Genomic DNA, 25,271 nt, shown 5'->3' on the forward strand with positions numbered 1-25,271 from the left:
ATACTCTGCGCTATGTAATAGCGCAGAGTATTTACGGAGGCGAATACCGTCTTTGATTACAGGTAACGGCTTTCCAGGTGTTGCCGGAAATAACGTGGATTTAATGGCTCGCCGGTGGCGTTGCCGATTAACTCGGCCGTCGGGTAGCGGCTGCCGTGTTGCCAGATATTTTGTTGCAGCCAATGGAACAGCGAGGTGAGGTTACCCTGGGCGATATCGCTATCCAGCGTTGGGATTGCCTGGCGTGCGGCATTGAACAATTGTGCCGCGTACATGGCGCCCAGCGTATAGGTAGGGAAGTAACCAAAGGCGCCATCGGTCCAGTGAATATCCTGCATACAGCCGTCACGGTAGTTGCCAACGGTGTCCAGCCCCAGATAGCGCTGCATTTTCTCGTTCCACAACGCGGGGATATCCGCCACCTCGATATCGCCTTCAATCAGTGCCTTTTCTATTTCATAGCGCAGGATGATGTGCGCAGGGTAACTGACTTCGTCGGCGTTAACGCGGATTAAGCCCGGTTTTACCTGCTGGTTAAGGCGGATGAAGTTGTCTTCAGCCAGCGCCGGCTGTTCGCCAAACTGTGCAACCACTAATGGGCGCAGGTGCTTTAGAAAACCCTCGGTGCGCGCCAACTGCATTTCAAACAGTAGGCTTTGTGATTCGTGAATGGCGGTGGAGCGGGCGGAGGAAATCGGTTGTCCCAGCCATTCGCGCGGCAGGTTCTGTTCGTAACGGGCGTGGCCGGTTTCATGCACGATGCCCATCAACGCCGTAAGAAATTCCGTTTCGTTATAGCGGGTGGTGATCCGAACGTCTTCCGGCACGCCGCCGCAGAAGGGGTGTGCGCTAACGTCCACACGGCCGGCGTCAAAGTTGAAGCCGAGCAATTTCATCGCGCTAAGCCCTAATTGGCGCTGGCGCTCAATGTCGAATGGCCCCTGCGGCGCCAGAACCGCTTCCTGCTGCTGCCTAGCGACCACCCGTTGCAGCAGATCCGGCAGCCAGGTGGTCAGATCGGCAAAAATACGATCCAACTCACTGCTGCGCAGCCCGGGCTCAAACATAGCCAGCAGGGCGTCATAGCGGCCGCAGCCTGCGGCCTGCGCACGGATCTGCGCTTCCTGGCGGCTGAGTTTCACCACCTCCTGCAGGTTTTCGGCAAAGCCTTGCCAGTCGTTGGCCGGGCGCTGCACACGCCAGGCATGTTCGCAGCGCGCGCCGGCCAGCCATTTGGCCTCCACCAGATCGGCCGGCACCACCACGGCATTATCATACTGGCGCCGCATTTCCACCAGGTTGGCGCGCTCAACATCGCTTAGCGTTTCCTGCCAGGCGCGATCGAGCAGGGCGCCGGTTGTCTGTGCCGACAAAAGCTGGTGCCGCAGCACGCTGAGTTCTGCCAAAGCTTCTGCTCGCGCTTTGCTGCCGCCGGGCGGCATCATGGTCTGCATATCCCAACCGGCGATGGCAGAAAGATGATCAAAACGCGCCAGGCGAGTGAACAGAGTACAAAGTTCGCCATAGGCGGATGAAGATGTTGCAGCAGTCATAGTCAGCTCCCAAGTGCCTGCGGCCGGCGGGCGTTAAACCGGCTCGGCGGTTAAACCAAGAGGGTGTTTCACGGGCCAGCAGAAACGGAAACTGGCGCCGCCTAGCGGGCTCCCCTCAACAAAAACCTGCCCCTGGTATGCCTGGGCAATGGAATGCACGATGGCCAGGCCCAGCCCGCAACCGCCGGTGGCGCGATCGCGGCTGGGATCAAGGCGAACAAAGGGTTCGAATACCCGTTCACGCTCTTCCAGTGGGATGCCCGGCCCATCGTCCTCAACCTGCAGGCAGGCCAAATCGCCATCCAGCCACAGGCTAATGCGCAGCCGTTGCCGGCAGTAGCGCAATGCATTGTTGACCAGATTATCCAGCACCCGTTCCATTAAACGCACATCGGCGCCACCGAAGTTGCCCGGATGCGGGATATCCAGCAAAATTTCGCGGTCAGGGTGGATCAGGCGCACATCGGCAATTTTATCCTCAAGCCAGGCGGGTAAATCAATCGGCCCGATATTCAGCGCCACCTGCGGGCGATCCAGGCGTGCGTAAGTCAGCAGTTCATCGATCAGCGATTCCAACTGGCCGATATCGCGATTAAGCGCCTGTTGTTCGTCATCCGTCAGGTTATTACTCATCGCCAGGCGGTAGCGCAGCCGCACCAACGGCGTGCGCAACTCGTGCGCGATACCGTCAATCAACTGTTTCTTGCTGGCGATCAGGGTATTGATGTTATCAGCCATTTGGTTGAACGCCACGCCAAGCCGGCTGAGGCTGGAGGTAGGCTCAAAATGGGCGCGTTCATCTAGGTGCCCGGCGCCCAGGCGCTGCGCGGCGTTTTCCAGCTTCATTAAATCGCGCCAGTGCGGGCGCATCCAGAGAAACACCGGCAGCGCCAGGGACATGCCGATTAACAGCAGCACCGCCAGATCGAGCAGGCGCATCTGGTGCAGATAAAACAGATAAGGGATCGGGCCGACCACCAGAACGTAATGGCTGCGTGGTATGCGCTGCATAAAGGTATATTGATCGTCGAGCGCGACAATCTCCCCTTGCCGCAGGCGCTTTTTCAAATCTTCACTCAGCGCCTGTTTGCCCAGCGGCTCAATATGCAGTTTGAAAGACAGGTTCAGATCCAGCGTGGCGATGGTTTTATTCCAGTCTTTAAGCGGGATTTCCCGCAGCTCGCTGCGCATCAAATACAGCGAGCTTTTCATCAGATCGTCCATTGACTGCCGGCCGGCACGTTCGGCGGTAACCTTGTAGACCAAGCCAACCAGCATGGTCATCACCAGAAAGCAGACAAAAAGCAGGAGAAAAAACTGGATGAAAAGTTTTTTCATTACTGCACCGCATCCCAGGCGTTCGGTGCGAACAGATAGCCTTTGTTGCGCACGGTTTTGATGCGAAAAGGTTCCAGCGCATTATCGTAAAGCTTGCGGCGCAGCCGTGAGATCGCCACATCAATGCTGCGATCCTGCCCGTCATAGCTCACGCCACGCAAGTTTTGCAGCAGCGCTTCGCGATCCATGATTTGCCCGGCGTGGGTGGCAAGCTCCCACAGCAGATCAAAATCCGATGTGGACAGGGTGATATTTTCATCGCCGAGCGTCACCTGCCGGTTGGTCGGATCGATGCACAGCAGCCCAAAATGCAGGGTGTTATGCGGGGTAATGGCTTGCGTCAGCGCTTCTTTCGGCTGGTTGCCGTGTTGGCGCAGATGCAGCCGCAGACGGGCCAATAGCACGGCCGGCGGCGTGGTTTTCAAAATATAGTCATTGGCGCCCATCTCCAGCGACAAGATATGGTTCATATCGCTGTCGAGCGAGGTGAGCAGCACAATCGGGCCGGGGAATATCGGGCGCAGATCGCGGCACAGCGTCATACCGTCTTTGCCCGGCAGCATAATATCCAGCAACACCAAATCCGGCTGTTCTTGCTCAATACGCGCCTGGGCGGTATCACCGCGTGGTTCAATCAGCACATCGATGTCGTGTTTACCTAAATAGGCAGCGATCAGTTTGCCCACTTCCAGATCGTCTTCTACAAAAACAATTTTATGCATTATTCGTCGTTTCGTTAGGGACACCGTAAGCAGCATAACGCGCCGCTATGGCCTGCGCCATGCCTTTAGCGCAGCGGGCGGCCGCCGTCGACGCCGTGGGTGCGCCCGGTGACATAGCAACTGCCCAACAGATAATCGACCAGGTTGACCACCTCATTTTCACCCGGCGCGATTTTCATCAGCGATTTTTGCAGCGCCTGCTGGCGGTAGGCAGCGTCATCGCCCGGGTTGAACAGGATCAGCGAAGGGGCGATGGCATTCACCTTCACCTCCGGCGCCAGCTTGCGGGCAAATGAGCGCGTCATGTTGTCCAACGCGGCTTTGCTGGCGGCATAGGCGATATGCTTATCGCTGCCTTTTTCCACCACGTAGTCGGTCAGGTGGATGATGTCCGCGCCGGCCAGCCCCTGGCCGCGCAGGTTCTGCTCCAGCAACTGATTAAGCAGATAGGGCGTATAGACGTGGATTTGCAGCATCGCCGCCATAACCTGTTCCGGCGGCATATCGGATGATTCCGCCAGCCAGGCACTGGCGTTATGGATAATCGCTCGCAGTTTGGGCGCGGCCTGCTGTACGCGCCCGGCAAAATGGTAGATGCCTTCGTGAGTGGAAAAATCACCCTGAATACAAATGGCGCCAAGCTGTTTTAATTCCGCCAGCGTAGGGTAATCGCTGCGGTAAGCGATGATCACCGGAATATCCCGCTGTAAAAATGACCTGGCGAGTGCAAGCCCAATCCTGCGGGCGCCGCCAGTAATCAGTATGGGGGCCGGGTGATGTGATTCCATTAATAAAGCTCCTGAGCAGGCTGGCAAACAGTAGGGGAATTATGCCATTATACGGCGGAAAATAGGTATACCCATCATACTTCAAGTTACAGGTGTGTTGGCTCCCGAATCACTTACTTGAGTAAGCCCATCGGGGTTTGTTTGGTTGCCGCCGGCCTGCAACGCTAATTATTTGGGGCAGGGCTTCGCGTTGAGTCCCCAATAGGGATGTATCCACTGGCCATGAGAGGAAGGAAGGGATGAGCAGCAGTCACCTTGCATCCGTCGAGCACAGTGAGAAAATCTGTTTTGATTACATGGATTTTCTGTCCGCATCGTGCAAGAAGCATTGGCGTTTTGTCGATGCCATTTATGGCGTGATGCCAATTTTTGGCATGGTTTTAAAATCGCGTGGCGCTGCGGCGGCACAAACGCGTAACGAGCGCTTAAAAGAGCTGGCGTTGCAGGTGGTCTCGACGCAAGTCAGCGATGAAACCAATATTGTGCGGCTGATCGATCTGGCGGAGAAACAAGGGCTGTCGGCCTTTGATATTCAACTGCCTTACGCGTTGGATGCCGGGCAGTTGAAGGCCATTCAGCGTGAGTGCGCTGCGCATATCGTGATTGCTCAAGTGGGGGAGCGCATCGTTATCACCCATTGTCAGGACGGCTGACCGGGGCTTGCCCGGCCAGCTTTACTAATGCAGTAAGAACCAGCCGGCGGGCACGGTAGCCAGCAGCAGCAGGCAAACCCCGCCTTTCTCCAACCGGTTTAGCAGTTCAGCGGCCTGATGGCTGCGGCGGGCGGCGGTAAAGACCAGCAGCCCAGGCGCATACAACAGCACCGACATCAATAAGTGCATTATCCCTGAAGCGTACAACAACCACAGGCCATAGGCGCATGCGCCCAGAGCCACCAGCAGCAGGCGGTTATCCCGGCGTTGCCTTGCGATTTTAAATAAGAACGCGCCCACCAGAAAATACGGCACTAAAATCATCTCGGAAGCGATGGTCAGCAATGCGTTATAGTTGCTGCCGGTCAGCCAAATCAGCAAGAGTGCGGCCTGCACTGCGCCATTGGTCAGCCACAGCGAAGCGGCCGGGGCGTGGTGGCGATTCTGCCGGCGGAAAATTTTGGGGAAAGCGCCGTGTTGCGCCGCCAATAGCGGGACTTCCGCCGCCATAATGGTCCAGCTCAGGTAGGCGCCGCAGACCGATACCACCAAACCTGCGGCAATAATAATATCGCCCCATGGGCCGAGCAGCGTCACCATCAATCCGGCCATTGACGGGTTGCGCATTTGTGCCAGCTCATGCCGCGGCACTACGCCCAGAGAGAGCAACGTTATCAGCAGGTAAACCGCCAGCGCCGCCAGCACGGCAAGCAGGGTAGCGCGGCCAACGTCTTTCTTCTGGCGCGCCCTGGCGGAGACCACCACCGCGCCTTCCACGCCGATAAACACCCACAGTGTGATCAGCATGGTGTTTTTGACCTGTTCCCAAACCGGTTTGCCCAGGGCCACGCCGTGAAAATCCAGGGTGAATACATCCAGCCTGAATGCGAAGATAGCCAGCACGGTAAACAGGCCAAGCGGCAACAGCTTCGCCAGCGTCGCCGCCAGGTTAATGCCGGCAGCGGTCTGTACGCCGCGCAGCACGAGCAAATGAACCATCCATAGCAGCAAGGATTCCCCCAGCAACGCCTGCCAGGTATTCCCGTCGCCAAAAATCACCACGCCGCTGCGATCGGTAAACAGGCTCAGGGCGGCAAAGACAATCACCAGATAAGACACGTTGGCGATCACCGCGCACAACCAGTAACCCCAGGCAGAGAAAAAACCGATCAAATCGCCAAAGCCTTCTTTGGCGTAGGTAAAAATGCCGCCGTCCAGATCGGGGCGCAGCCGGGTCAGCAACAGCATGGCGAACGCCAGGAACAGAATGCCCACGCCGGTGATCCCCCAGCCCAGCAGCAGTGCCGCCGGGCTGGCGATTGCGGCCATGTTCTGCGGCAGGCTGAACACCCCAGCGCCAAGCATGGAGCTGAGCACCAGTGCGGTTAATGCGGTAAGACCAAGTTTTTTTTCCAATGACAGACCTTGAATGCAGAATAATCAACTACGGGGCATTAAATGGTTGCAACAAAGTAATAACCATTCGCAATTAAAAAGAGGATTACCCTAATTTTTGCCGCAGATTTTACGGTGGGAGGCTACAGCATGCAATGATTGAATATGCGGGGTGGGTAAAAAGTTATTCATTATTCGATTACGGAAAAAAACGGGCAGGCCAACCGGCCTGCCCGCAGAAGAGGCTGACGCTGCAGATTATTTGAAGAGATCGGCGTTGACGGTCAGGTTGCCGCCGCTCTTGTTTTGCCACTGGCGGGTAATGTGGTAGTACTTGGCGCCCTTGGCCGCGGCGCGTTTCGCCACCTCGGTGGAAACATCCGTCATGCTGTTGAAGTGGCCGGTGAAGGTGACGGAATCAAACGGCTGCATTTGCGCCGCCGTGACGTTGTTCACTTCCTGAATTTTCGTGCCGTTCGGCAAGGTGACCGTATAGCGTTGGCCAGTGGAAGACTGGGTTTCGAAGAAACGGCCTACGTTGCGGCTAGGGGAGCCAGAAGAGGCCACACCTGGGATCTCCACTTTGGCTGCTGCCGCGCCACCGGCGGCCAGCGCTGCGCGGCCGGCGTCTGAATCGGCCGGGATGGCATCAGGGCTTTGCACGACGCGTTTTGGCGCATCGGCTTTGTAAACATAGGCGGTGACATACTGGTTACCGCCCTGGTTAGCGTCAACCTGGCGCACGATAAAGAACGAATAAGCGCCTTTTTCCTTCGCCTTACGCGAGATGGCGTCATTGATGTCTGGCTGGCTGCGGTAAAAACCGCTCACGCTGACGGTATCGTAAGGTTCAAGCAGATAAGCTTCGGTTTTCGGCAGCTCTTTCACACCATTAAATTCGCGATAGTTTTGTTCCTGGCTCACCGCCGGGGCATCTTTATGGTAGATGTCCGCAGTAACACGCCAGTTGCCGCCGTTGTTGCTGTTGTTGATGTCCTGAATGTAGAACGCGTCGGCACCCAGTTTATCTGCACGGCGGGATACGGCATCGGCGGCTTCATTGATAGCATTGAAGCGGCCGCTAATGGTGATGCGATCAAACGGCTTAATGGCCGCTGCTTTCTCTGGCGTTAATTCCTGTGCCGCATGAGCAGACAGAGCGGTAAGAGAGAGCAGGGCAGACGCGATGATCGTGGTCTTCAGCTTCATAAAAAATCCTTTCGCCTAGCGCATTAACATTGATAACGTGCTGAACTGTTGAGTGGTATTCAGCCGCCGATTATTACATGTACCTCCGTAACTGTCTCAGCATTTTGTTGCATACGCTGGACAAATCGGTTTGCGGTGTTTTCCTGTCATGATGTTTAAATTGTTATAAGTTTCAATAATAAACTGTTTGGCTCTATCAAGATTAGTTATCTACAGATTTCCAACTTTTACCTTTGACGCATCCGCCTGCGGGGCCATGAGGTTATCGGTCCGATAGGGTTATCACGCAGAAAAGTGGCGTGCGGCACAGGTTTTTTATCAGAAATTGCGATTCGTCATATCATTATGTGGTTTTTTATGTAAAAACTGACGCCAAGACGTAAGCAATTATGGATCATCAATCTTAATTTCAGTAGGTTATTGATGGCACGTGAATTCGCCGGTAAACAAGCATCGCCTGGGTGATGCGTGCCGGTGCTATTGCTATGGGTAGGACGATAATAAATATCATCAAATACAGGTGAGAAGGGAATATTATGCGAATTGGTGTACCAAAAGAGCGGTTGGCCAATGAAGCCCGCGTTGCAGCAACGCCGAAAACGGTGGAACAACTGCTGAAACTGGGCTTTACCGTCACGATCGAAAGCGGGGCGGGCAAGCTGGCAAGTTTTGAGGATAGCGCTTACGAAGCCGCGGGCGCGGCCATTGCCGAGACCGCCGAGGTTTGGCAGGCGGATTTGATCCTGAAAGTGAATGCGCCGCAGGAAGATGAAATTGCATTAATGCGTGAGGGCGCAACCGTGGTCAGCTTTATCTGGCCAGCGCAAAACCCGGCATTGATGGAACAACTGGCCGCGCGCAAAGTCACTGCGCTGGCAATGGATGCGGTGCCGCGTATTTCCAGAGCGCAATCCATGGATGCCCTGAGCTCAATGGCCAATATCGCCGGCTATCGTGCGATCGTTGAAGCCGCCCATGAGTTTGGCCGCTTCTTTACCGGCCAGATTACCGCCGCAGGCAAAGTGCCGCCGGCAAAAGTTATGGTGATTGGCGCGGGCGTGGCCGGGCTGGCGGCGATTGGTGCGGCAGGCAGCCTGGGGGCTATCGTGCGTGCGTTTGATACCCGCCCAGAGGTTAAAGAGCAGGTCAAAAGCATGGGGGCGGAATTCCTCGAGCTGGACTTTGAAGAAGAAGCCGGCAGTGGCGATGGCTACGCCAAGGTGATGTCTGAAGCCTTTATCAAGGCGGAAATGGCACTGTTCGCTGCGCAAGCGAAAGATGTGGACATCATTGTCACCACCGCGCTGATCCCAGGGAAACCGGCACCGACGCTGATCACCAAAGAGATGGTGGCTTCCATGAAGCCGGGCAGCGTGATTGTCGATCTGGCCGCGCAGACCGGCGGCAACTGTGAACTGACCGTGGCCGATAAAGTCACCGAGACGGAGCACGGGGTAAAAATCATCGGCTATACCGATTTGCCCAGCCGCCTGCCGACGCAATCTTCCCAGCTGTATGGCACTAACCTGGTTAACCTGCTCAAACTGCTTTGCAAAGAGAAAAATGGCGAAATTGACATCGATTTCGACGATACCGTGATCCGCGGCGTTACCGTGGTGCGTGCCGGCGAAGTCACCTGGCCGGCGCCGCCGATTCAGGTCTCCGCCCAGCCGAAACAACCGCAGGCGGCAGCTGTTGATCCTGTGGCCAAAGAAGAGAAAAAACCGGTATCGCCGGCGCTGAAATATGGCCTGATCGCACTGGCGATCATCCTGTTTGGCTGGCTGGCCGATGCGGCGCCGAAAGAGTTCCTGTCGCACTTCACCGTCTTCGCGCTGGCCTGCGTAGTGGGTTACTACGTGGTGTGGAACGTCAGCCACGCGTTGCACACGCCGCTGATGTCCGTGACCAACGCCATCTCGGGGATCATCGTCGTCGGGGCGCTGTTGCAGATTGGCCATGGTGGCTGGGTGAGCTTCTTCTCCTTCATCGCCGTGCTGATCGCCAGTATCAATATTTTTGGTGGTTTCACCGTCACTCAGCGCATGCTGAAGATGTTTCGTAAGAACTAAGGGGTAACAAATGTCTGGAGGATTAGTTACAGCTGCATACATTGTTGCCGCTATTTTGTTTATTTTCAGCCTGGCGGGCCTGTCGCGCCATGAAACGTCCAAGCAGGGTAACCTGTTTGGCGTGGCCGGGATGGCGATCGCGCTGATTGCCACCATCCTTGGCCCGGATTCTGGCAACGTTGGCTGGATCATCCTGGCGATGATTATCGGCGGCTCCATCGGTATCTACCTGGCGAAGAAAGTTGAAATGACCGAAATGCCGGAACTGGTTGCCGTGCTGCACAGCTTCGTCGGCCTGGCGGCGGTGCTGGTGGGCTTCAACAGCTACCTGGATCACGGCACCCTGGCCGATCCGGTGATGGAAAACATTCATCTGACCGAAGTGTTCCTCGGGATCTTCATCGGTGCCGTCACCTTCACCGGCTCGATTGTGGCGTTCGGCAAACTGCGCGGTATTATTTCATCCAAACCGCTGATGCTGCCGGCTCGTCATAAGCTGAACCTGGCTGCACTGGTGGTTTCTTTCCTGCTGATGGTGATTTTTGTCCGCACCGACAGCGTGGGCCTGGAAGTGTTCGCCCTGTTGATCATGACCGTTATCGCGCTGGCGTTTGGTTGGCACCTGGTGGCGTCAATCGGCGGCGCGGATATGCCGGTGGTGGTTTCAATGCTCAACTCCTATTCCGGTTGGGCCGCCGCCGCCGCGGGCTTTATGCTAAGCAACGATTTGTTGATCGTCACCGGCGCTCTGGTGGGTTCTTCCGGTGCGATCCTGTCTTACATCATGTGTAAGGCGATGAACCGCTCGTTTATCAGCGTGATCGCCGGGGGCTTCGGCACCGATGGCTCTTCAACCGGTGAAAGCGAGGAAATGGGCGAATACCGTGAAACCACGGCGGAAGAAGTGGCAGAGCTGCTGAAAAACTCCAGCTCGGTGATCATCACCCCAGGCTACGGTATGGCTGTGGCGCAGGCACAGTATCCGGTAGCGGAAATCACCGAGAAGCTACGTGCCCGTGGGGTTAACGTGCGCTTCGGTATTCACCCCGTCGCCGGGCGTTTGCCGGGCCACATGAACGTGCTGCTGGCGGAAGCGAAAGTGCCTTACGACGTGGTGTTGGAAATGGACGAAATCAATGACGATTTCGCCGATACCGATACCGTGCTGGTGATTGGCGCCAACGATACGGTGAACCCGGCAGCGTTGGAAGATCCGCGCAGTCCGATCGCCGGGATGCCGGTGCTGGAAGTGTGGAAGGCGCAGAACGTGATCGTATTCAAACGTTCAATGAACACCGGCTATGCCGGCGTGCAGAACCCGCTGTTCTTTAAAGAGAACACCCAGATGCTGTTTGGCGATGCCAAACAGAGCGTGGAAGCCATCCTGCATGCTCTGAAGCAGTAATTTCACAGCCAGTGTTAACCGCAAATGCCAGCCTGAGTTCCCCGGCTGGCATTTTTCTTTGCGCCACAGCGGTATTTGCGCCGGTTTATCGCGCAAAATGGCGCAGAATTTGCGCAATCTAACACATCAGATCACAATAAAGGGGCGCAATGAGGTATCTTATGTCCCGATTTCATCCATTTAACGGATCCTAGACCCATTATGATTATCAAACCTAAGGTTCGCGGCTTTATCTGTACCACCACTCATCCGGTGGGTTGTGAAGCCAATGTTCGCCGCCAAATCGCCTACACCAAAGAGCATGGCGTTATCGCCAACGGCCCTAAACGTGTGCTGGTGATAGGCGCATCTACCGGGTATGGTCTGGCCTCCCGCATTGCCACCGCATTTGGCAGCGGCGCCGCTACCATCGGTGTGTTCTTTGAAAAAGCCGGCACGGAAACCAAACCGGCCACTGCCGGCTGGTATAACTCAGCCGCCTTCGACAAGGCAGCGAAAGAGGCCGGCCTTTACGCCAAGAGCGTTAATGGCGATGCCTTCTCCAATGAATGCCGCGAAAAAGTGATTGAGCTGATTAAAGCCGATCTTGGCCAGATTGACCTGGTGGTTTATTCGCTGGCATCCCCGGTGCGCAAACTGCCGGATACCGGCGAAGTGGTGCGTTCTGCCTTGAAGCCGATCGGCGAGGTTTACACCACCACCGCGATTGATACCAACAAAGACCAGATCATCAGCGCCAGCGTTGAGCCGGCGACGGAAGAAGAAATCCAGAACACCATCACCGTGATGGGCGGGCAGGATTGGGAGCTGTGGATGAGCGCGCTGGAGCAAGCCGGCGTGCTGGCCGAAGGCGCCAAGTCCGTGGCTTATTCGTACATCGGCACCGATCTGACCTGGCCAATTTACTGGCACGGCACGCTGGGCCGCGCGAAAGAAGATCTCGATCGTGCTGCCACGGCCATCCGTGGCGATCTGTCGGCCAAAGGCGGCACCGCGCACGTGGCCGTGCTCAAGTCTGTGGTCACCCAGGCGTCTTCGGCGATCCCGGTCATGCCGCTGTATATATCCATGGCCTTCAAGATCATGAAGGAAAAGGGTATCCACGAAGGCTGTATCGAACAGGTTGACCGCCTGATGCGCACCCGTTTGTACGGCAGCGATATGGCGCTGGACGACCATAACCGCATCCGCATGGACGACTGGGAACTGCGTGATGATGTGCAGCAGGCATGTCGCGATCTGTGGCCGTCCATCACCACGGAAAACCTCAGCGAACTGACGGATTACACCGGCTACAAACAGGAGTTCCTGCGTTTGTTCGGCTTCGGCCTGCCGGAAGTGGATTACGACGCGGACGTAAACCCTGACGTGCGTTTTGACGTAGTAGAGCTGTAAGTTCCGTCCACGGCGGCAATACGATAGCAAAAAAGCCAGTCAGTTTAACTGACTGGCTTTTTTTATTTTATCGCACCGTTTGCCGGCGAAGAACCTTAGCGGTTAATCCTCGTCGTCATGTTCGTCATCCTCGTCGCTTTCAATCGGGCAGGTGAAATCATCCGGCTTGATCACTAACAGATCGCACTTGAGGTGGTCTATCACGTGTTCGGCGGTGTTGCCGATAAATGCGGCCGAGATACCGGTGCGCCCCAGCGTGCCGAGCACCACAATCCCGGCGCCCAGATGTTCAGCCAGATCGGGGATAACCTCTTCCGGCAGGCCTTTTTCCACGTGGGTGAACTCTTCCTTGATGTGGAATTTTTGCCGCAGCGCCTTCATGGCAATCAAATGCTGGCCGCGGATAGCATCGTTATAAACGCTGGGATCAAAGTCAGGCAGTTCAATGGCAATGTTAATTGGGGTTATTGGGTAGGCGCCAACCAGATGCACTTCCGTTTGGTTGACGTTATTGGCCAATTCAACGGTTTCCTGCACCAGCTTGATATTCAGCGGATCGTGATAAGGTTCTTCGCTGGACAGGTTGACCGCCACCACGGCTTTACCGCCCTCCGGCCACGGCTGGTCTTTCACCATCCACACCGGTGATGGGCATTTGCGCAGCAGGTGCCAGTCGGTTGGGGTAAAGATCACCGATTCCAGACGATCGTGTTGGTGCGCCATTTTCAGCAGTAAATCGTGTTTGCCGTTAATGACTTCCTGAATAATCGCTTCAAAGGGACGATTGTGCCAGACCACTTTGATTTCAATCGGAATGCCATCCTGCAAATAAAAGCGGCATTGCTCGTTGATCCAGGCGGCGCGCTGGCTGATGACGCCTTGCCGCATCGCGGTGCGTTCATCCGGGGAAAGCAGGGTGGTCATCTCATAAGAGAAATCATAGATGGGAAGAAAGGCCTTGATGCGCCCGCCATTCCGTTTCACCAGATATACCGCCCGGCGCAACGCCGGTTGGTCGTCCTGGTTGGGATCAATAGCCACCAGAAGGTTCTGATACTTCGCCATAGGGCCTCCTATACAGCTGAAATCAACAGTCTGTCAGTAACAGAGTAACCCAACATTGAAAAACAGAACAGCGGCAGTAACGTACCGGATCACTAATTGAGTGAAATTAGCGATCCGGCAGGCAGTCAGGCGTTAACGCTCACGTTGATATGCTGTGAGCCGGCCAACAGGGAAAGGGCGTCGATATTTTCGATGGTGATGTATTTGCCTTTCACGCTAAGGATTTCGCTTTTCTGGAAGCGCCCCAGCAGGCGGCTGATGGTTTCAACCGTCAGGCCAAGATAGTTGCCGATATCGCCACGGGTCATCGTCAGGCGGAACTCACGCGGTGAAAAGCCACGCTGCGCGAAACGGCGCGACAGGTTATACACGAAAGCGGCCAGGCGCTCTTCGGCGTTTTTCTTCGACAACAGCAGGATCATATCCTGATCGCCTTTAATTTCACCGCTCATCAGGCGCATGATTTGCTGGCGCAGGTTTGGCATTTTGCCGGAAAGATCGTCCAGGGTTTCAAACGGTATTTCGCACACCATTGAGGTTTCCAGCGCTTGCGCGAAGCTAGGGTGCTTCAGGGCGCCGATGGCGTCAAAACCCACCAGATCGCCGGCCAGATGGAAACCGGTGATTTGCTCATCGCCTTGTTCGGTAATGGTGTAGCTTTTGATGGTTCCGGAGCGGATAGCGTACAGCGATTTCAGCTCATCACCGGCTTTAAACAGGGTTTGGCCTTTTTGAATTGGCTTTTTCCTTTCGATAATGTTGTCGAGCTGATCCAGTTCGTGCGCATTAAGAGTGAAGGGAATGCACAGTTGGCTGATGCTGCAGTCCTGGCAGTGGATTGCACAACCACCCGACTGGATACGACGAATCACGCGTTTTTCCGGAATCATAGATTACGCTCATGCAATAATTGATATGCGTCAATTTTAACATCTTTTATTGCGGGTGATAAGGGTAGCAATAACAAGAACCGGGATATTATGTGCGTTTTTTGTACACGTTGGCAGTAGGGTTTTATTTAGCTTATTGATATCAAAGTGGTTGATTACATCACGCTGCTTGCACAATGCCCGGTTCAAGCGGGCAATAACAACACAATCATGCTTGGTGATGTAGGGTATTGGGGCACACTGAACAGCCAAACGGCCTGGTCACCAGGCCGTTTGGGCGACTACGGGTTGCTTTCCTTGGCGAGCGCCTTGTCGGGTATGGCATAGCCTGCGGCCGCCGTGCTGTGCCCCGGTTGTTCAACCTTGACGATCAACGTCAAGACCGCGGCAAACAGGTAGAGGCCGGTATATGCCCATACCACGCCGACGATATCAAAGAATGGCAAAATGATAGAAGCGATGGCCGGTGCGGCGAAGTTGCTCAGCCCGGCGGAGAGGTTGTAGATGGAAATAGCCGCCCCTTTATGGTTAGGTTCCAGCACCGGGAAAACGGCGGTCATCGGTACAAAGGCGGCAACGGTGATGCCGAGCATCACCGCAGGCACCAGCGCCATCCAGAAGTTATGGCCGAAGTACACCGGCAGGTAGTAGAACGCCAGGCTGGAGATGGCGCAGCCAATGCAACCGAACCAGCGCACCTGGCGCATCCAGCCGATTTTCTCGCCCAAAATTCCCCACATAATGTTGGTAAAGATGGTGACGAAGAAGAACACCGCCCAGATTTGCAGCCATTCAGGCATGCTAAAACCCAGCCGGCCGACAAACAACATCGGCATGATCACCGCGAAGCCGAACAGCGACAGCGTATTGATAATACGGATCAGGCAGGACAGGAAAATATTGCGGTTGGTAAACAGGATGGTCACCGCGCGCGAAAGCTCTTTCAGTTTATCTTTCGGCGGCAAATGGGCCTTGGTGCTGGCCTGGCCGACGTGGCGCAGCATCAGCATCGCCATCAGGCCGCCCACCAATACCCAGGCGATAGCGAACCACAGGGTGCCGGTTTCGCCGATCAGCGGGATGGTAAAGCTTGGCAAATAGCTGCCGATACAGCCGATACCGATCGAGTACATCGCCCAGAACCAGCCCATGGCGGACGAAAGCTGCTGCTTGGGAACATTCTGTACCACTAACATCACGAAAGAGTAGATAAACAGCGGGTAGGCTAAGCCGCGGATGCCGTAGAACAGAATGGTCAACGGGTAGTTTTTCATCCCAAGCCCGAACAGCATAAACAGCGCGTGCATCACGACCCACAGGATAAAGCCGATGCGCATGGCTTTTTGCGGCGTAATAATCTCGGCCACCACGCCGGAGCTCCAGGCGGCCAGCGCGGCGGCCAGGCCATACACCGTGAACACCAGTGCCGACTGCGCCGGTGAAAACCCCATATCGGTGATATGTTTTGACAAGAAGGCCATCTCAAAGCCATCGCCGCTCATAAAAATGGCGATAGCGATATAGCCCCAGAATAGGTTCATCGGTAACCCGAACCAATGTTTGTGTTGTTGCATAGCAAACTCCTCCTCGGCCATAGCCGCTAGGGATGAAGGGCGGTTGTTATTGTTTTAAGCCGGGTGCCGCAGTGCGACCTGTTGTTGATACAACCGGCGATAGGTAGCCAGCCGCTCAGCCAGTAGCGGCTGGCGTGCGCGCTCAGGTGTAAACCGCCGGGCGATCGGCGGTTTGCAGCATACCTGTTGCAGTTCGCCCCCTTGTGCCAGCCAGCCCAAACGGGCCGCGCCCAAAGCGCCGCCGGCATCGCCGCCCTGATGAGTGATGATGGGCAGATCAAGCACATCGGCCATCAGTTGCGCCCACGTCTCACTGCGGGCGCCGCCGCCGATCAGCGAGCATTGCGTCAGTTGGGTGCCCGCCTGGCGCAGAACCTCCAGCCCGTCGGCCATACCGAACGCCACGCCCTCCAGCACGGCGTAACCGAGCGCAGAGCGTGCATGGCTATGGGTCAGGCCATGGAAAGCCCCGCTGGCCTGCGGATCGTTATGTGGTGTCCGTTCACCGGAAAGATACGGCAGGAAGATCGGCGCCAGCCGTTGCTCGGCTTGGTTCATCTGGGCGATTTCCGCCAGCAGGGTGGTTTCATTACTGCCGACCAACTGGCAGAACCAGCGCAGCGCGCTGGCGGCAGTGAGCATCACGCTCATCTGGTGCCAGCGGTTTGGCAACGCATGGCAAAACGCATGCACTGCAGACAATGGGTTGGGGCGAAAACGGTCGTTCACGGCGAACAGCACTCCGGAAGTCCCCAGCGAAATAAACGCGTCACCGGCGTTGACGGCACCGATGCCCACCGCACTGGCGGCATTATCACCGCCGCCGCCGGCAATAGTGACGTTGTCACCCAACCCCCAGGCGTTGGCGATATCCGTTTTCAACACCCCGGTGGGTTCACTGCCTTCAACCAGGCGCGGCATGTGATCGCGCGTCAGCCCACAGGCGGCCAACAGGCTGTCTGACCAGTCGCGTTTAGCCACATCCAGCCATAGCGTGCCTGCCGCGTCAGACATATCGGAGACTTTATCCCCGCTCATCATCCAACGCAGGTAGTCTTTAGGCAGCAGTACGCAGGCGGTTTGGGCGAAGATCTCCGGCTCATGGCGCGCCACCCACAGCAGTTTGGGGGCGGTAAAACCCGGCATAGCCAGGTTGCCGGCAATGCTGTGCAGCTCAGGCGCATTGGCCGTCAACGCCTCGCACTGAGCCGCACTGCGTGTGTCGTTCCACAGAATGGCCGGGCGCAGCACATGATCCTCATGGTCTAACAGCACCGCGCCGTGCATCTGCCCGGAAAGGCCAATCGCCTGAATTTGCGCCCACTGCGCGGCCGGCATTTTGGCCCGCAGGCGCGCAACGGCTATCTGCGTGGCCTGCCACCAGGCGCTGGGGTGTTGCTCAGCCCAATGCGGATGCGGCCGCTGCACGTCCAGCGTTTCGCCAGCGCTGGCAACCAGGGCGCCGTTGTCGTTGATCACTACCGCCTTGATTTCAGAAGTGCCCAGATCGAGTCCCAGATACATGCGCAGCTCCTTTAGGCGGTCAGCCAATGGTTGATCCGGGCAATCGCCTGGCGCAGCAGTTGGGCGAAGCTTTCGCTGTGCGCCAACTCGCCAAACAGTTTTTCATCGGCGGCATAAATTGCTAGCGGATCTTCAGCCGCAAACATCCGGTGTACCGCCGGCGCATCGAGAATGCCATCCTGGTAGTCGTAAGGCAGGGTGCCTTCATGCCAACGTTGCATAAAGACGAAGAACAAGGCGGGTAGCAGCACGGTGGCGCGCGGTTGTTGCCCGCGTTGATAGCATTCAAGCAACGTCGGGGTAATGAAGCCGGGGATTTTCGAGAAGCCGTCTGCAGCGACGCGCTGGTTGGTATCGCGGATATAGGGGTTGGAAAAACGCTCCAGCACCACGTCGCGGTAGGCCGCCAGATCGAGCGGGTTGGGTGTCAGGGAAGGGATAACATCCTCGGTAACATAGTCATACGCCATTTGGCGAATGGCATCGGTATCGGTGCTTTCATGAATATAGCGCTGGCCAATCAGGGTGCCGGCCCAAGCGATACAGCTATGGCTGGCGTTCAGGATACGAATTTTGGCTTCTTCATACGGCAGCACCGAATTGACCATTTCGACACCGACATTCTCCAACGCCGGGCGGCCGGCAATGAAATCATCCTCAATGACCCATTGGATAAACGCTTCGCCCATTACCGCCGCACGATCGTGGAACCCAGTCGCCTGGGCGACGCGTTCAGCCACCTCGGGGGATGGGCGCGGCGTGATCCTGTCCACCATGGTGTTGGGGCAGCGGGTGTGGCTGTCAATCCAGGCGATGAGCGCATCCTGGCGGCGCAGGGTGAGAAACTGCTTCAGCCCGTGGCGGAAGCGGTCGCCATTGTGGCGCAGGTTGTCGCAATTCAATAATGTGACAGGGTCACCATTTAGCCGCTGACGGTGCTGTAAAATCTGTGCGACAGCGCCGTAAATGGTGCTGCATCCGCCCTGCAAATCGGCTTGAACGTCAGCGTTAGACTGATCGAGGTTGAATTGATTATCCAGGTAATAGCCGCTTTCGGTTACGGTGAACGAGATGACCTTGGTTTCGGGTTTGGCGCCTTGCGCGATCAGCGCTGCCAGTTCTTTATCCCACGGTATCACCTGTTGGATTGAGGTAATGGTTTCATACTGGCGCTCACCCTGCGGCGTGACGGTTTCCAGTACGTAACGGCCATCTTGCGCCGCCAGCGCATCCAACAAGGGGGTGGCATCGTCACGAATGTTACCCAGGGCAATCGACCAGCGTTTATCACCGCTTACCCTCAAGCGATGCAGATACCAGGCCTGGTGGGCACGGTGGAAAGATCCTGCGCCGATATGCAGCCACACGGCCGGGGAAGCACTTGCTGTTTGATTCATATGCACTCCGTTAGTGATTTGGGCATTAGCCCCTTTATTGGGCAATTGCTCTATTGCTGGCGTGTAGCTTAGATAAACTTTTGCCCATTTAGTGGGCTTTGGCTCACAAATGTGCAAATTGACCACATCGCATTGGCCGTTCGGCAGTAAAATGGCGCGCAGTGGCTTTACCTATGGGCTGGATAAATGACGAAACATGATAAGAAGCTGGATCAGGCTGCACGCGCCGCCTGGATGTATTACGTCGCCGGGCAAACGCAGCATGAGATTGCCGATGCGCTGGGCGTTTCACGGCAGGTTGCGCAGCGGCTGGTCGCCTGCGCGATAGACAACGGGTTGGTCAGCGTGACCATCTCGCATCCTGAGGGCCGCTGCATGGCGCTGGCCGCCCAATTGCGCGAGCGCTTCAGCCTGGGGTTATGTCAGGTGGTGCCGAGCCAGGGCATGGCGGCCGCGGGTATCAATCGCGCAGTGGCGGTAGCGGGCGCAGAGGTAATGGCGCAGTTTATCCGCAGTGAGCAACCGTTGATTATCGGCGTGGGATCGGGGCGGAGCCTTAAGGCGGCGATTGATGAACTGCCGGAATTCGAACGGCCGCAGCACAGCTGCGTGTCGCTGATCGGCGCGATAGCCTCCGACGGCTCTTGTACTCGTTACGATGTGCCGTTATGGATGGCGGAGAAAACCCAGGGGCGCTACTTTATTTTGCCGGCGCCGCTGTTTGCCGACGGTGAACAGGACCGGGCGCTATGGTGCAATCACCGGATTTACCGTACGGTCAGTGAAAAAGCCAATCAGGCGGATGTCACTTTCATCGGCATTGGTACTATTGGCCGCCAGTGCCCGCTGCACCAGGATGGTTTTATCTCCGCACAGCAGGTTGAGCGCCTGCAGGCGGACAATGCAGTGGCTGAAATGCTCGGCCACTTTATCGATCGCGAAGGCCGGCGGGTCGCCAGCGAACTGGATGGGCGTTTGACCAGCGTTAGCCTGCGCCAACGGCCGGAAAAACCCGTGATCGCTCTGGCCGGTGGCCGGGAAAAATACAGCGCCATCCGCGCGGCGTTGGCGGGCCAATGGATTAACGGCCTGGTAACTGATGAAGAAACCGCGGCCGGGCTATTGGCCGAAGGGGCTTAGCCTTAGCCCTGCGCCGGCAGAAAGCCTTCATGGCGCAGCAGCCAGGCTTTGCGATGTACGCCGCCGGCGTAACCCGTCAGCGCCCCCTGGGCACCAATCACCCGGTGGCAAGGCACGACGATACTGATCGGGTTGGCGCCGTTGGCCATGCCTACCGCGCGTGAAGCGGTGGGGCGGCCGATGCGCCGTGCCAGTTCGCCATAGCTGATCACTTCTCCACATGGGATCAGGCGCAATTGCCGCCAGACGCTGCGCTGGAATTCCGTGCCGGCGGTGCATACCGCGACATCATTGATGGCTGCCAGATCGCCGGCGAAGTAACGCGTTAACGTCTCGGTCAGGCCCCCGGGGTTACTTTTTTCCTGCAGTTGGAAGGGGGCCGAGCGGTAATGTGTGTGCATCAGTGCCATCAGCCGTGCTTCATGGTCACCCCAGTCCAGGCCTCGCAGTTGGCCCTGCGCATCGGCAATCAGTAGCAACTCGCCCAGCGGGCTCGCCATTCGATCAATATAGAAGTTTTGCATCCTGGTCACTCCGTTATGTTGATGAACAGATTATCACACGCATTGGCATCCGGTGGTGGCGGCTTCCGGACATGGATTTTTACGGTGCGGCGAAGCTCGTACGTGCGCACTCTCTGGTGCCGCCACTGTCACAAAATCATAGTCATGGCGAAATTTTGTAATATTTTGCTATACCTGAATGGAGGGATTTCATTTTTCTGTCATTAATATGACATGTTAAGGTCATGGCGCTAGCCTAAGTTTGCAAGCGACTAGGCCAGGAGATAACACCGATGTTTAACTTGGATACCTTGCTGCATGATGCCTTTCCAGACCGCAAGACTCCCCCTTGGCAGCGCCGCCTGCTAAAAGCGCTCCTCTTCGAAAAAGAATTCAAACAATTTGCTGCGGACTACCCGTATTTGCGCGGGTTGGATCTGATCGAGCAGGTGATGGACCATTTTAATATTCGTTGCGAGCTGGCCGAAGGTGACCTGGAGAATATCCCCGCCGAGGGACCAGTGGTGTTGGTGGCGAATCATCCCATCGGTTCACTTGACGGACTGGCGCTGCTGCGCGCGGTGGCGGCCGTACGGCCGGATGTCAAGGTGGTGGCCAACCAGATGCTGAATCATATCGAGCCCCTACGCAGCCTGTTCGTGCCGGTGGACAATATCGGCTACAAGACCAATCGCCAGCAGATCGAAGCGATGCAAGCGCAGTTGAATGCCCAGGGCGCGCTGATCCTGTTCCCCGCCGGGGAGGTTTCACGCATGAGCATGAAGGGCATCCGCGATGGGCATTGGCACACCGGTTTTTTGCGGCTGGCGGCCAAAGCCCGCGCGCCGGTCGTGCCGGTGCATATCGGGGCGCGCAACAGTGGCCTGTTCTATTGCGTTTCCATGCTCTACCGTCCGCTTTCCACTCTGCTGTTGGTGCGGGAAATGTTTCAGCAACAAGGGGGGCACATCAAGATCCGTATCGGCGGGCGCATTGCCTTTACCAACTGGTATGACGGCCATACCAGCGCCAAGGCGCTGGCCGAACGGTTCCGCCGCCATGTGTACCGCCTGGGGCAAGGCAAACCCGGGCTGTTCGTGAGCGAAGCGCCCATCGCCTTGCAGGAAGACCGCATCGAATTGAAAAAAGCGCTGGCCGCGTGTGAGCTATTGGGCACCACGCCGGACGGCAAAATCATTTATCTGTATCGCCGCCGCGACGAAGCGCGCACGCCGATTCTGCGTGAGCTTGGCCGCCTGCGTGAAATCGCCTTCCGCGCCGTGGGGGAAGGTTCAGGCCGCCGGCGCGATCTGGACAATTTTGACGACGACTATTACCACCTGGTGCTGTGGGATGAAGACGAACTGGAGATCGTCGGCGCCTACCGCTTTATCCCCACGGCCGAGCAACTCAGGCTAAAAGGTCTGGCGGGTATTTACAGCAATAGCCTGTTCCATTACGGGGAAGATATGAATCCGATTCTGGAACAGGGGATTGAGCTTGGCCGCAGTTTTATTCAACCGGCCTATTGGGGCAAACGGGGGCTGGACTATCTGTGGCTGGGGATCGGCGCTTATCTGGCGAAGTACCCCCAATACCGCTATCTCTTTGGGCCGGTGTCGATGTCCGGCACCATGCCGGTGGCGGCGCGCGATCTGCTGATCGCGTTTTACCGGCTCTATTTTGCGCCGGATCATTCACTGGCGCAGTCCCGCCAGCCTTATCCTGCCTCGTTGCCGCAGGTGTTGGCGCAGTTTGCCGGCGATAACTATCAGGAAGATCTGGTGCGGCTGAAAAGCCTGCTGAACAATATCGGCTGTTCGATCCCGACGCTGTATAAACAGTATACCGAGCTGTGCGAGCCGGGCGGGGTGCAGTTTATCGATTTCGGTACCGATCCGGCGTTTAATAACTGCATTGACGGGTTGGTTCTGGTGGATGTCTCGCGCCTGAAACCGGGGCGTTATCAGCGTTATATTGCGGTGCATCAGCAATAGGCGCATTGCTGCGCCACGGTGTGGATGGGCACAAGCTATGCCGCTTTGATCTAAACAAGGGCGTAGGCCCGGCGCGGGGGAAACGTTAAGATAACGTTTTTCTGCTGGAGTTATGATATGTCCACACCGTTCGTCCCGCCGCTGCTGTCGCCGGCGGATCTTGCCCCTGCCGTCATTGAAACGCCGCAGGGCGCGTCACCCTTTCTTTTGTTGTGCGATCACGCCGGGCAGGCCATTCCCGCTTGCCTGGGCGATCTTGGCCTGCCGCCGGGCGAAATTGACCGGCATATCGGCTGGGATATCGGGGCGTTGGCTGTTTCACGCCGCCTCAGCCAGGAGCTGGATGCCACCCTGATCCATCAGCACTATTCCCGCCTGGTGATTGATTGCAACCGCACTCCCGGTATTGCCAGCTCAATTCCCACGCTTTCTGAACTGACGCCGATCCCCGGCAACGTTGACATCGGTGCTGCCCAGGCGTTGGCGCGTGAGCAAGAGATCTTCCAGCCGTATCACCGCATGATCGACGAGGTGTTAACCACCCGGCAACTGCGGCAACGGCCAACGGTGATCATTGCCATGCATAGTTTTACGCCGGTGTTTAAGGGGGTATCGCGCCCATGGCAGGTGGGGCTGCTGTTCAACCGCCAGCCTGAATTCGCGTTATTACTGGCCGAGTTGTTGCGTGAGGAAGGGGACCTGCAGGTTGGGCTTAATGAGCCTTATGCGATGACGGACGCCACGGATTATACGCTGCCGGTGCATGCCAGCGGCCGTCAGTTGCCGTATGTGGGGGTTGAGATCCGCCAGGATCTGCTGGCCAATAGCGCCGGCCAGCAGGCCTGGGCGGCACGTTTTGTGCGTTTGTTAACCCAAGCGTGGCAACGCTGGCAAAATTGATTTCCAAATTATTCCCAGTGATTATACTGTCAAGATATTGTAAGTCTGATAATGGATTCTCTGGGAGAAATGAATGGAGCATATCGATAACGGATTGTTTATCAAGGAAGATCGTTTTGAAGTGCTCGCAATTTTACGTGAAATCCATAAACAACGCATATCAATGCGTATAACAAACGAGCAACGAAGATTTCACGCCAGGCTCCTAAGCGTCGGGGCCGATAATATCGTATTTTGTTGTGATCAGGATCAGATGAACCGCCCCCCGGGGGAGCCGTTGAAATTCGAGATCGAAAGCCACGATGCCAAGATCGAATTTTCCGTCCAACAGGTGGAGCCGGTTCAGTTCTCGCAGCAATCTGCTTATATGGCTCAATTGCCGAAAGCACTGTTTTACATTCAACGCCGGCGCCAGTTCCGTATCATCACCCCGTCCTGGCGCGGTTTTTTATGCCATGCCGAGCATGGCGGCCGGCGCTACGTGTTCCCCATCCATAATCTGTCCGCCGGCGGCGTTGGCTTGCGTATTGATGGTGTGCTCCCCGCCTGTATCGCTAGCGGGCTGCAGTTAAAAAAAGCGAAGCTGGATCTGGAAGAGTACGGCAGTTTTACCGTCAACATGGAATTGGTCGGAGTCAGTGAAGATTGCGAACTTGACGACGACAGCCGTGAGCATTGTTTCTGGCGTTTGTCCTGGCGTTTCGTTAATCAAAGCCTGGCGATGGAGCGCAAACTGCAAAGCGCGGTGTTTGCGCTGGAACTGGATTTTAATAAAAGGAAACGGCGCTGAACTGCGCCTCAGCCGAGGGCGCGCAGGCTGCCGATCTCTTCCCAGCCGTAACGTTCGGCTTCAGTTAAAACCTCGCAAACTTCACTGCTGGCCGCCAATATGGCTTCCCGCAGGCTGTTACCGTTCAGGAGATAGCTAATCAGCAACGCGGTGAACAGATCGCCGGTGCCTTTGACCGCCGATTGGCGTTTAGGATGGCAGAAACTTTGCACATCGTTATGGCTGACAAGCAGCAGGCCCACTTCATCAGCGCTTTTCGCGATGCCCGGCGCGCTGGTCACCAGCACCCATTCCGTTTTGCCGCTCAGCAATTCCTGCGCGGCCTGCAGGGTTTGTTCCTGGCTGTTTAGCTTGCGGCCGCACAGTTGCTCAAGTTCAAAACCGTTCGGCGTCAGGCCGTTGGCGAGCTGCAGAAAAGGGGAGCGGTAGCAGTTTACGATACGTTCATCCACGTAGATCCCTTCACCGTAATCGCCCATTACCGGATCGATATAGATCTGAATCGCCGGGTTAACGCTGCGAACGCGCGGTAGCCAATTGGCCAGAATATGGCACTGCGAAACGTTCCCCAGATAACCGATAACGATGGCGCGCGCCCGTTGGACGACCCCACGTGTAAGTAAATCTTCCAGAAAACCGCTGAACCAATCGTCGGGGATCACACCGCCGCTGGGGGCGCCATAGTAAGGTGGGCAACCGAACAACACGCTGGGCACCTGCAAGGCTTCCAGGCCTTTTTTGAGCAGGGCGCGATAGGCAATACCGTTACCAACGCTGCCATAAACCACCTGCGATTGGATGGTGATAACGTCAATCAGCGGCGGGCGCAGCGTGGGGTTCTGTTGCATGGTGTTTCCTCAGTTATGGCGGTCAGCCCCAGCAGCCTGGGCGGAAAACATGATAAATGTTAGGCCGATCATCTTTTTATCTCGCCAGCTTTATTTGGGCGGCGAGAGGCTGC

21 protein-coding genes are annotated in these 25,271 nt (G+C 56.5%); 8 read left to right on the forward strand and 13 right to left on the reverse strand.

Features of this window, described 5'->3' with window-relative positions; all coding sequences use genetic code 11:
• Positions 1-56 precede the first annotated feature (56 nt).
• The 4 genes from ABFX35_RS07770 to folM form a co-directional block, all read right to left on the reverse strand.
• A complete protein-coding gene (locus tag ABFX35_RS07770) occupies positions 57-1,553 on the reverse strand; it encodes a carboxypeptidase M32 (RefSeq protein ID WP_279023903.1) in 1,497 nt (498 codons plus the stop codon).
• A gap of 33 nt (positions 1,554-1,586) precedes the next feature.
• Entirely contained in the window at positions 1,587-2,891 is a 1,305-nt protein-coding gene (gene rstB / locus ABFX35_RS07775; protein WP_279023904.1) for a two-component system sensor histidine kinase RstB, read from the reverse strand.
• On the reverse strand, positions 2,891-3,613 hold the full coding sequence (rstA, locus tag ABFX35_RS07780) for a two-component system response regulator RstA (protein ID WP_279023905.1): 723 nt from the start codon (positions 3,611-3,613) through the stop codon (positions 2,891-2,893). Before rstA ends, rstB begins: the two co-directional genes overlap by 1 nt.
• 65 nt (positions 3,614-3,678) lie before the next feature.
• Entirely contained in the window at positions 3,679-4,401 is a 723-nt protein-coding gene (gene folM, locus ABFX35_RS07785) for a dihydromonapterin reductase (RefSeq protein WP_279023906.1), read from the reverse strand.
• A 239-nt stretch (positions 4,402-4,640) separates the two neighbouring features.
• Here folM and ABFX35_RS07790 point away from each other — a divergent pair, with 239 nt between their 5' ends.
• The gene (locus ABFX35_RS07790; RefSeq protein WP_346080148.1) at positions 4,641-5,054 is read left to right on the forward strand and encodes a hypothetical protein; all 414 of its coding nucleotides are present in this window, start codon (positions 4,641-4,643) and stop codon (positions 5,052-5,054) included.
• A gap of 24 nt (positions 5,055-5,078) precedes the next feature.
• On the opposite strand, the gene ABFX35_RS07795 is transcribed toward ABFX35_RS07790, so the two are convergent.
• Complete coding sequence (locus ABFX35_RS07795; protein ID WP_346080149.1) at positions 5,079-6,470, reverse strand: amino acid permease; 1,392 nt, start codon at positions 6,468-6,470, stop codon at positions 5,079-5,081.
• 237 nt (positions 6,471-6,707) lie between these two features.
• Complete coding sequence (gene ydgH, locus ABFX35_RS07800) at positions 6,708-7,658, reverse strand: DUF1471 family protein YdgH (RefSeq protein ID WP_346080151.1); 951 nt, start codon at positions 7,656-7,658, stop codon at positions 6,708-6,710.
• 536 nt (positions 7,659-8,194) lie between these two features.
• On the opposite strand from ydgH, the gene pntA reads away from it, so the two are divergent.
• The 3 genes from pntA to fabV all read left to right on the forward strand — a co-directional run bounded on the left by pntA (position 8,195) and on the right by fabV (position 12,530).
• Positions 8,195-9,730, forward strand: a complete 1,536-nt coding sequence (gene pntA / locus ABFX35_RS07805) for a Re/Si-specific NAD(P)(+) transhydrogenase subunit alpha (protein WP_279028493.1) — start codon at positions 8,195-8,197, stop codon at positions 9,728-9,730.
• 10 nt (positions 9,731-9,740) lie between these two features.
• Positions 9,741-11,135, forward strand: coding sequence for a Re/Si-specific NAD(P)(+) transhydrogenase subunit beta (gene pntB, locus ABFX35_RS07810; RefSeq protein WP_346080153.1), 1,395 nt, complete (start codon positions 9,741-9,743; stop codon positions 11,133-11,135).
• A 201-nt stretch (positions 11,136-11,336) separates the two neighbouring features.
• The gene (gene fabV, locus ABFX35_RS07815; RefSeq protein WP_279028495.1) at positions 11,337-12,530 is read left to right on the forward strand and encodes an enoyl-ACP reductase FabV; all 1,194 of its coding nucleotides are present in this window, start codon (positions 11,337-11,339) and stop codon (positions 12,528-12,530) included.
• A gap of 102 nt (positions 12,531-12,632) precedes the next feature.
• On the opposite strand, the gene uspE is transcribed toward fabV, so the two are convergent.
• The 5 genes from uspE to dalD all read right to left on the reverse strand — a co-directional run bounded on the left by uspE (position 12,633) and on the right by dalD (position 18,980).
• Positions 12,633-13,595 carry a universal stress protein UspE gene (uspE, locus tag ABFX35_RS07820; protein WP_346080156.1) on the reverse strand — a complete coding sequence of 321 codons (963 nt, stop codon included), beginning with the start codon at positions 13,593-13,595 and terminating at the stop codon, positions 12,633-12,635.
• Between the two features lie 125 nt (positions 13,596-13,720).
• A complete protein-coding gene (gene fnr / locus ABFX35_RS07825) occupies positions 13,721-14,485 on the reverse strand; it encodes a fumarate/nitrate reduction transcriptional regulator Fnr (protein WP_095848752.1) in 765 nt (254 codons plus the stop codon).
• A gap of 281 nt (positions 14,486-14,766) precedes the next feature.
• Positions 14,767-16,059, reverse strand: a complete 1,293-nt coding sequence (locus ABFX35_RS07830) for an MFS transporter (RefSeq protein WP_346080158.1) — start codon at positions 16,057-16,059, stop codon at positions 14,767-14,769.
• A gap of 54 nt (positions 16,060-16,113) precedes the next feature.
• Positions 16,114-17,583: a xylulokinase gene (gene xylB / locus ABFX35_RS07835; protein WP_346080160.1), complete on the reverse strand. Its 1,470-nt coding sequence runs from the start codon at positions 17,581-17,583 to the stop codon at positions 16,114-16,116.
• 11 nt (positions 17,584-17,594) lie between these two features.
• Positions 17,595-18,980 (reverse strand): D-arabinitol 4-dehydrogenase, encoded by a 1,386-nt coding sequence (dalD, locus tag ABFX35_RS07840; RefSeq protein WP_346080162.1) that lies wholly within the window; start codon positions 18,978-18,980, stop codon positions 17,595-17,597.
• Between the two features lie 186 nt (positions 18,981-19,166).
• Between dalD and ABFX35_RS07845 the strand changes: the two genes are divergently transcribed.
• Complete coding sequence (locus tag ABFX35_RS07845) at positions 19,167-20,120, forward strand: sugar-binding transcriptional regulator (RefSeq protein WP_121552578.1); 954 nt, start codon at positions 19,167-19,169, stop codon at positions 20,118-20,120.
• Between the two features lie 2 nt (positions 20,121-20,122).
• Here ABFX35_RS07845 and ogt read toward each other — a convergent pair whose 3' ends face one another.
• Positions 20,123-20,644, reverse strand: coding sequence for a methylated-DNA--[protein]-cysteine S-methyltransferase (gene ogt, locus ABFX35_RS07850; RefSeq protein ID WP_346080164.1), 522 nt, complete (start codon positions 20,642-20,644; stop codon positions 20,123-20,125).
• 272 nt (positions 20,645-20,916) lie between these two features.
• Between ogt and olsF the strand changes: the two genes are divergently transcribed.
• The 3 genes from olsF to ABFX35_RS07865 all read left to right on the forward strand — a co-directional run bounded on the left by olsF (position 20,917) and on the right by ABFX35_RS07865 (position 24,310).
• Positions 20,917-22,620, forward strand: a complete 1,704-nt coding sequence (olsF, locus tag ABFX35_RS07855) for a bifunctional ornithine lipid synthase OlsF (RefSeq protein ID WP_346080166.1) — start codon at positions 20,917-20,919, stop codon at positions 22,618-22,620.
• A gap of 117 nt (positions 22,621-22,737) precedes the next feature.
• Positions 22,738-23,520 carry an N-formylglutamate amidohydrolase gene (locus tag ABFX35_RS07860; RefSeq protein WP_346080168.1) on the forward strand — a complete coding sequence of 261 codons (783 nt, stop codon included), beginning with the start codon at positions 22,738-22,740 and terminating at the stop codon, positions 23,518-23,520.
• Between the two features lie 73 nt (positions 23,521-23,593).
• Positions 23,594-24,310, forward strand: a complete 717-nt coding sequence (locus tag ABFX35_RS07865; protein WP_346080170.1) for a flagellar brake protein — start codon at positions 23,594-23,596, stop codon at positions 24,308-24,310.
• A gap of 8 nt (positions 24,311-24,318) precedes the next feature.
• Here ABFX35_RS07865 and pdxY read toward each other — a convergent pair whose 3' ends face one another.
• Complete coding sequence (pdxY, locus tag ABFX35_RS07870; RefSeq protein ID WP_095848743.1) at positions 24,319-25,158, reverse strand: pyridoxal kinase; 840 nt, start codon at positions 25,156-25,158, stop codon at positions 24,319-24,321.
• Positions 25,159-25,271 lie beyond the last annotated feature (113 nt).

The organism is Gibbsiella dentisursi, from assembly GCF_039539505.1.
Taxonomy (GTDB): Bacteria; Pseudomonadota; Gammaproteobacteria; order Enterobacterales; family Enterobacteriaceae; genus Gibbsiella; species Gibbsiella quercinecans.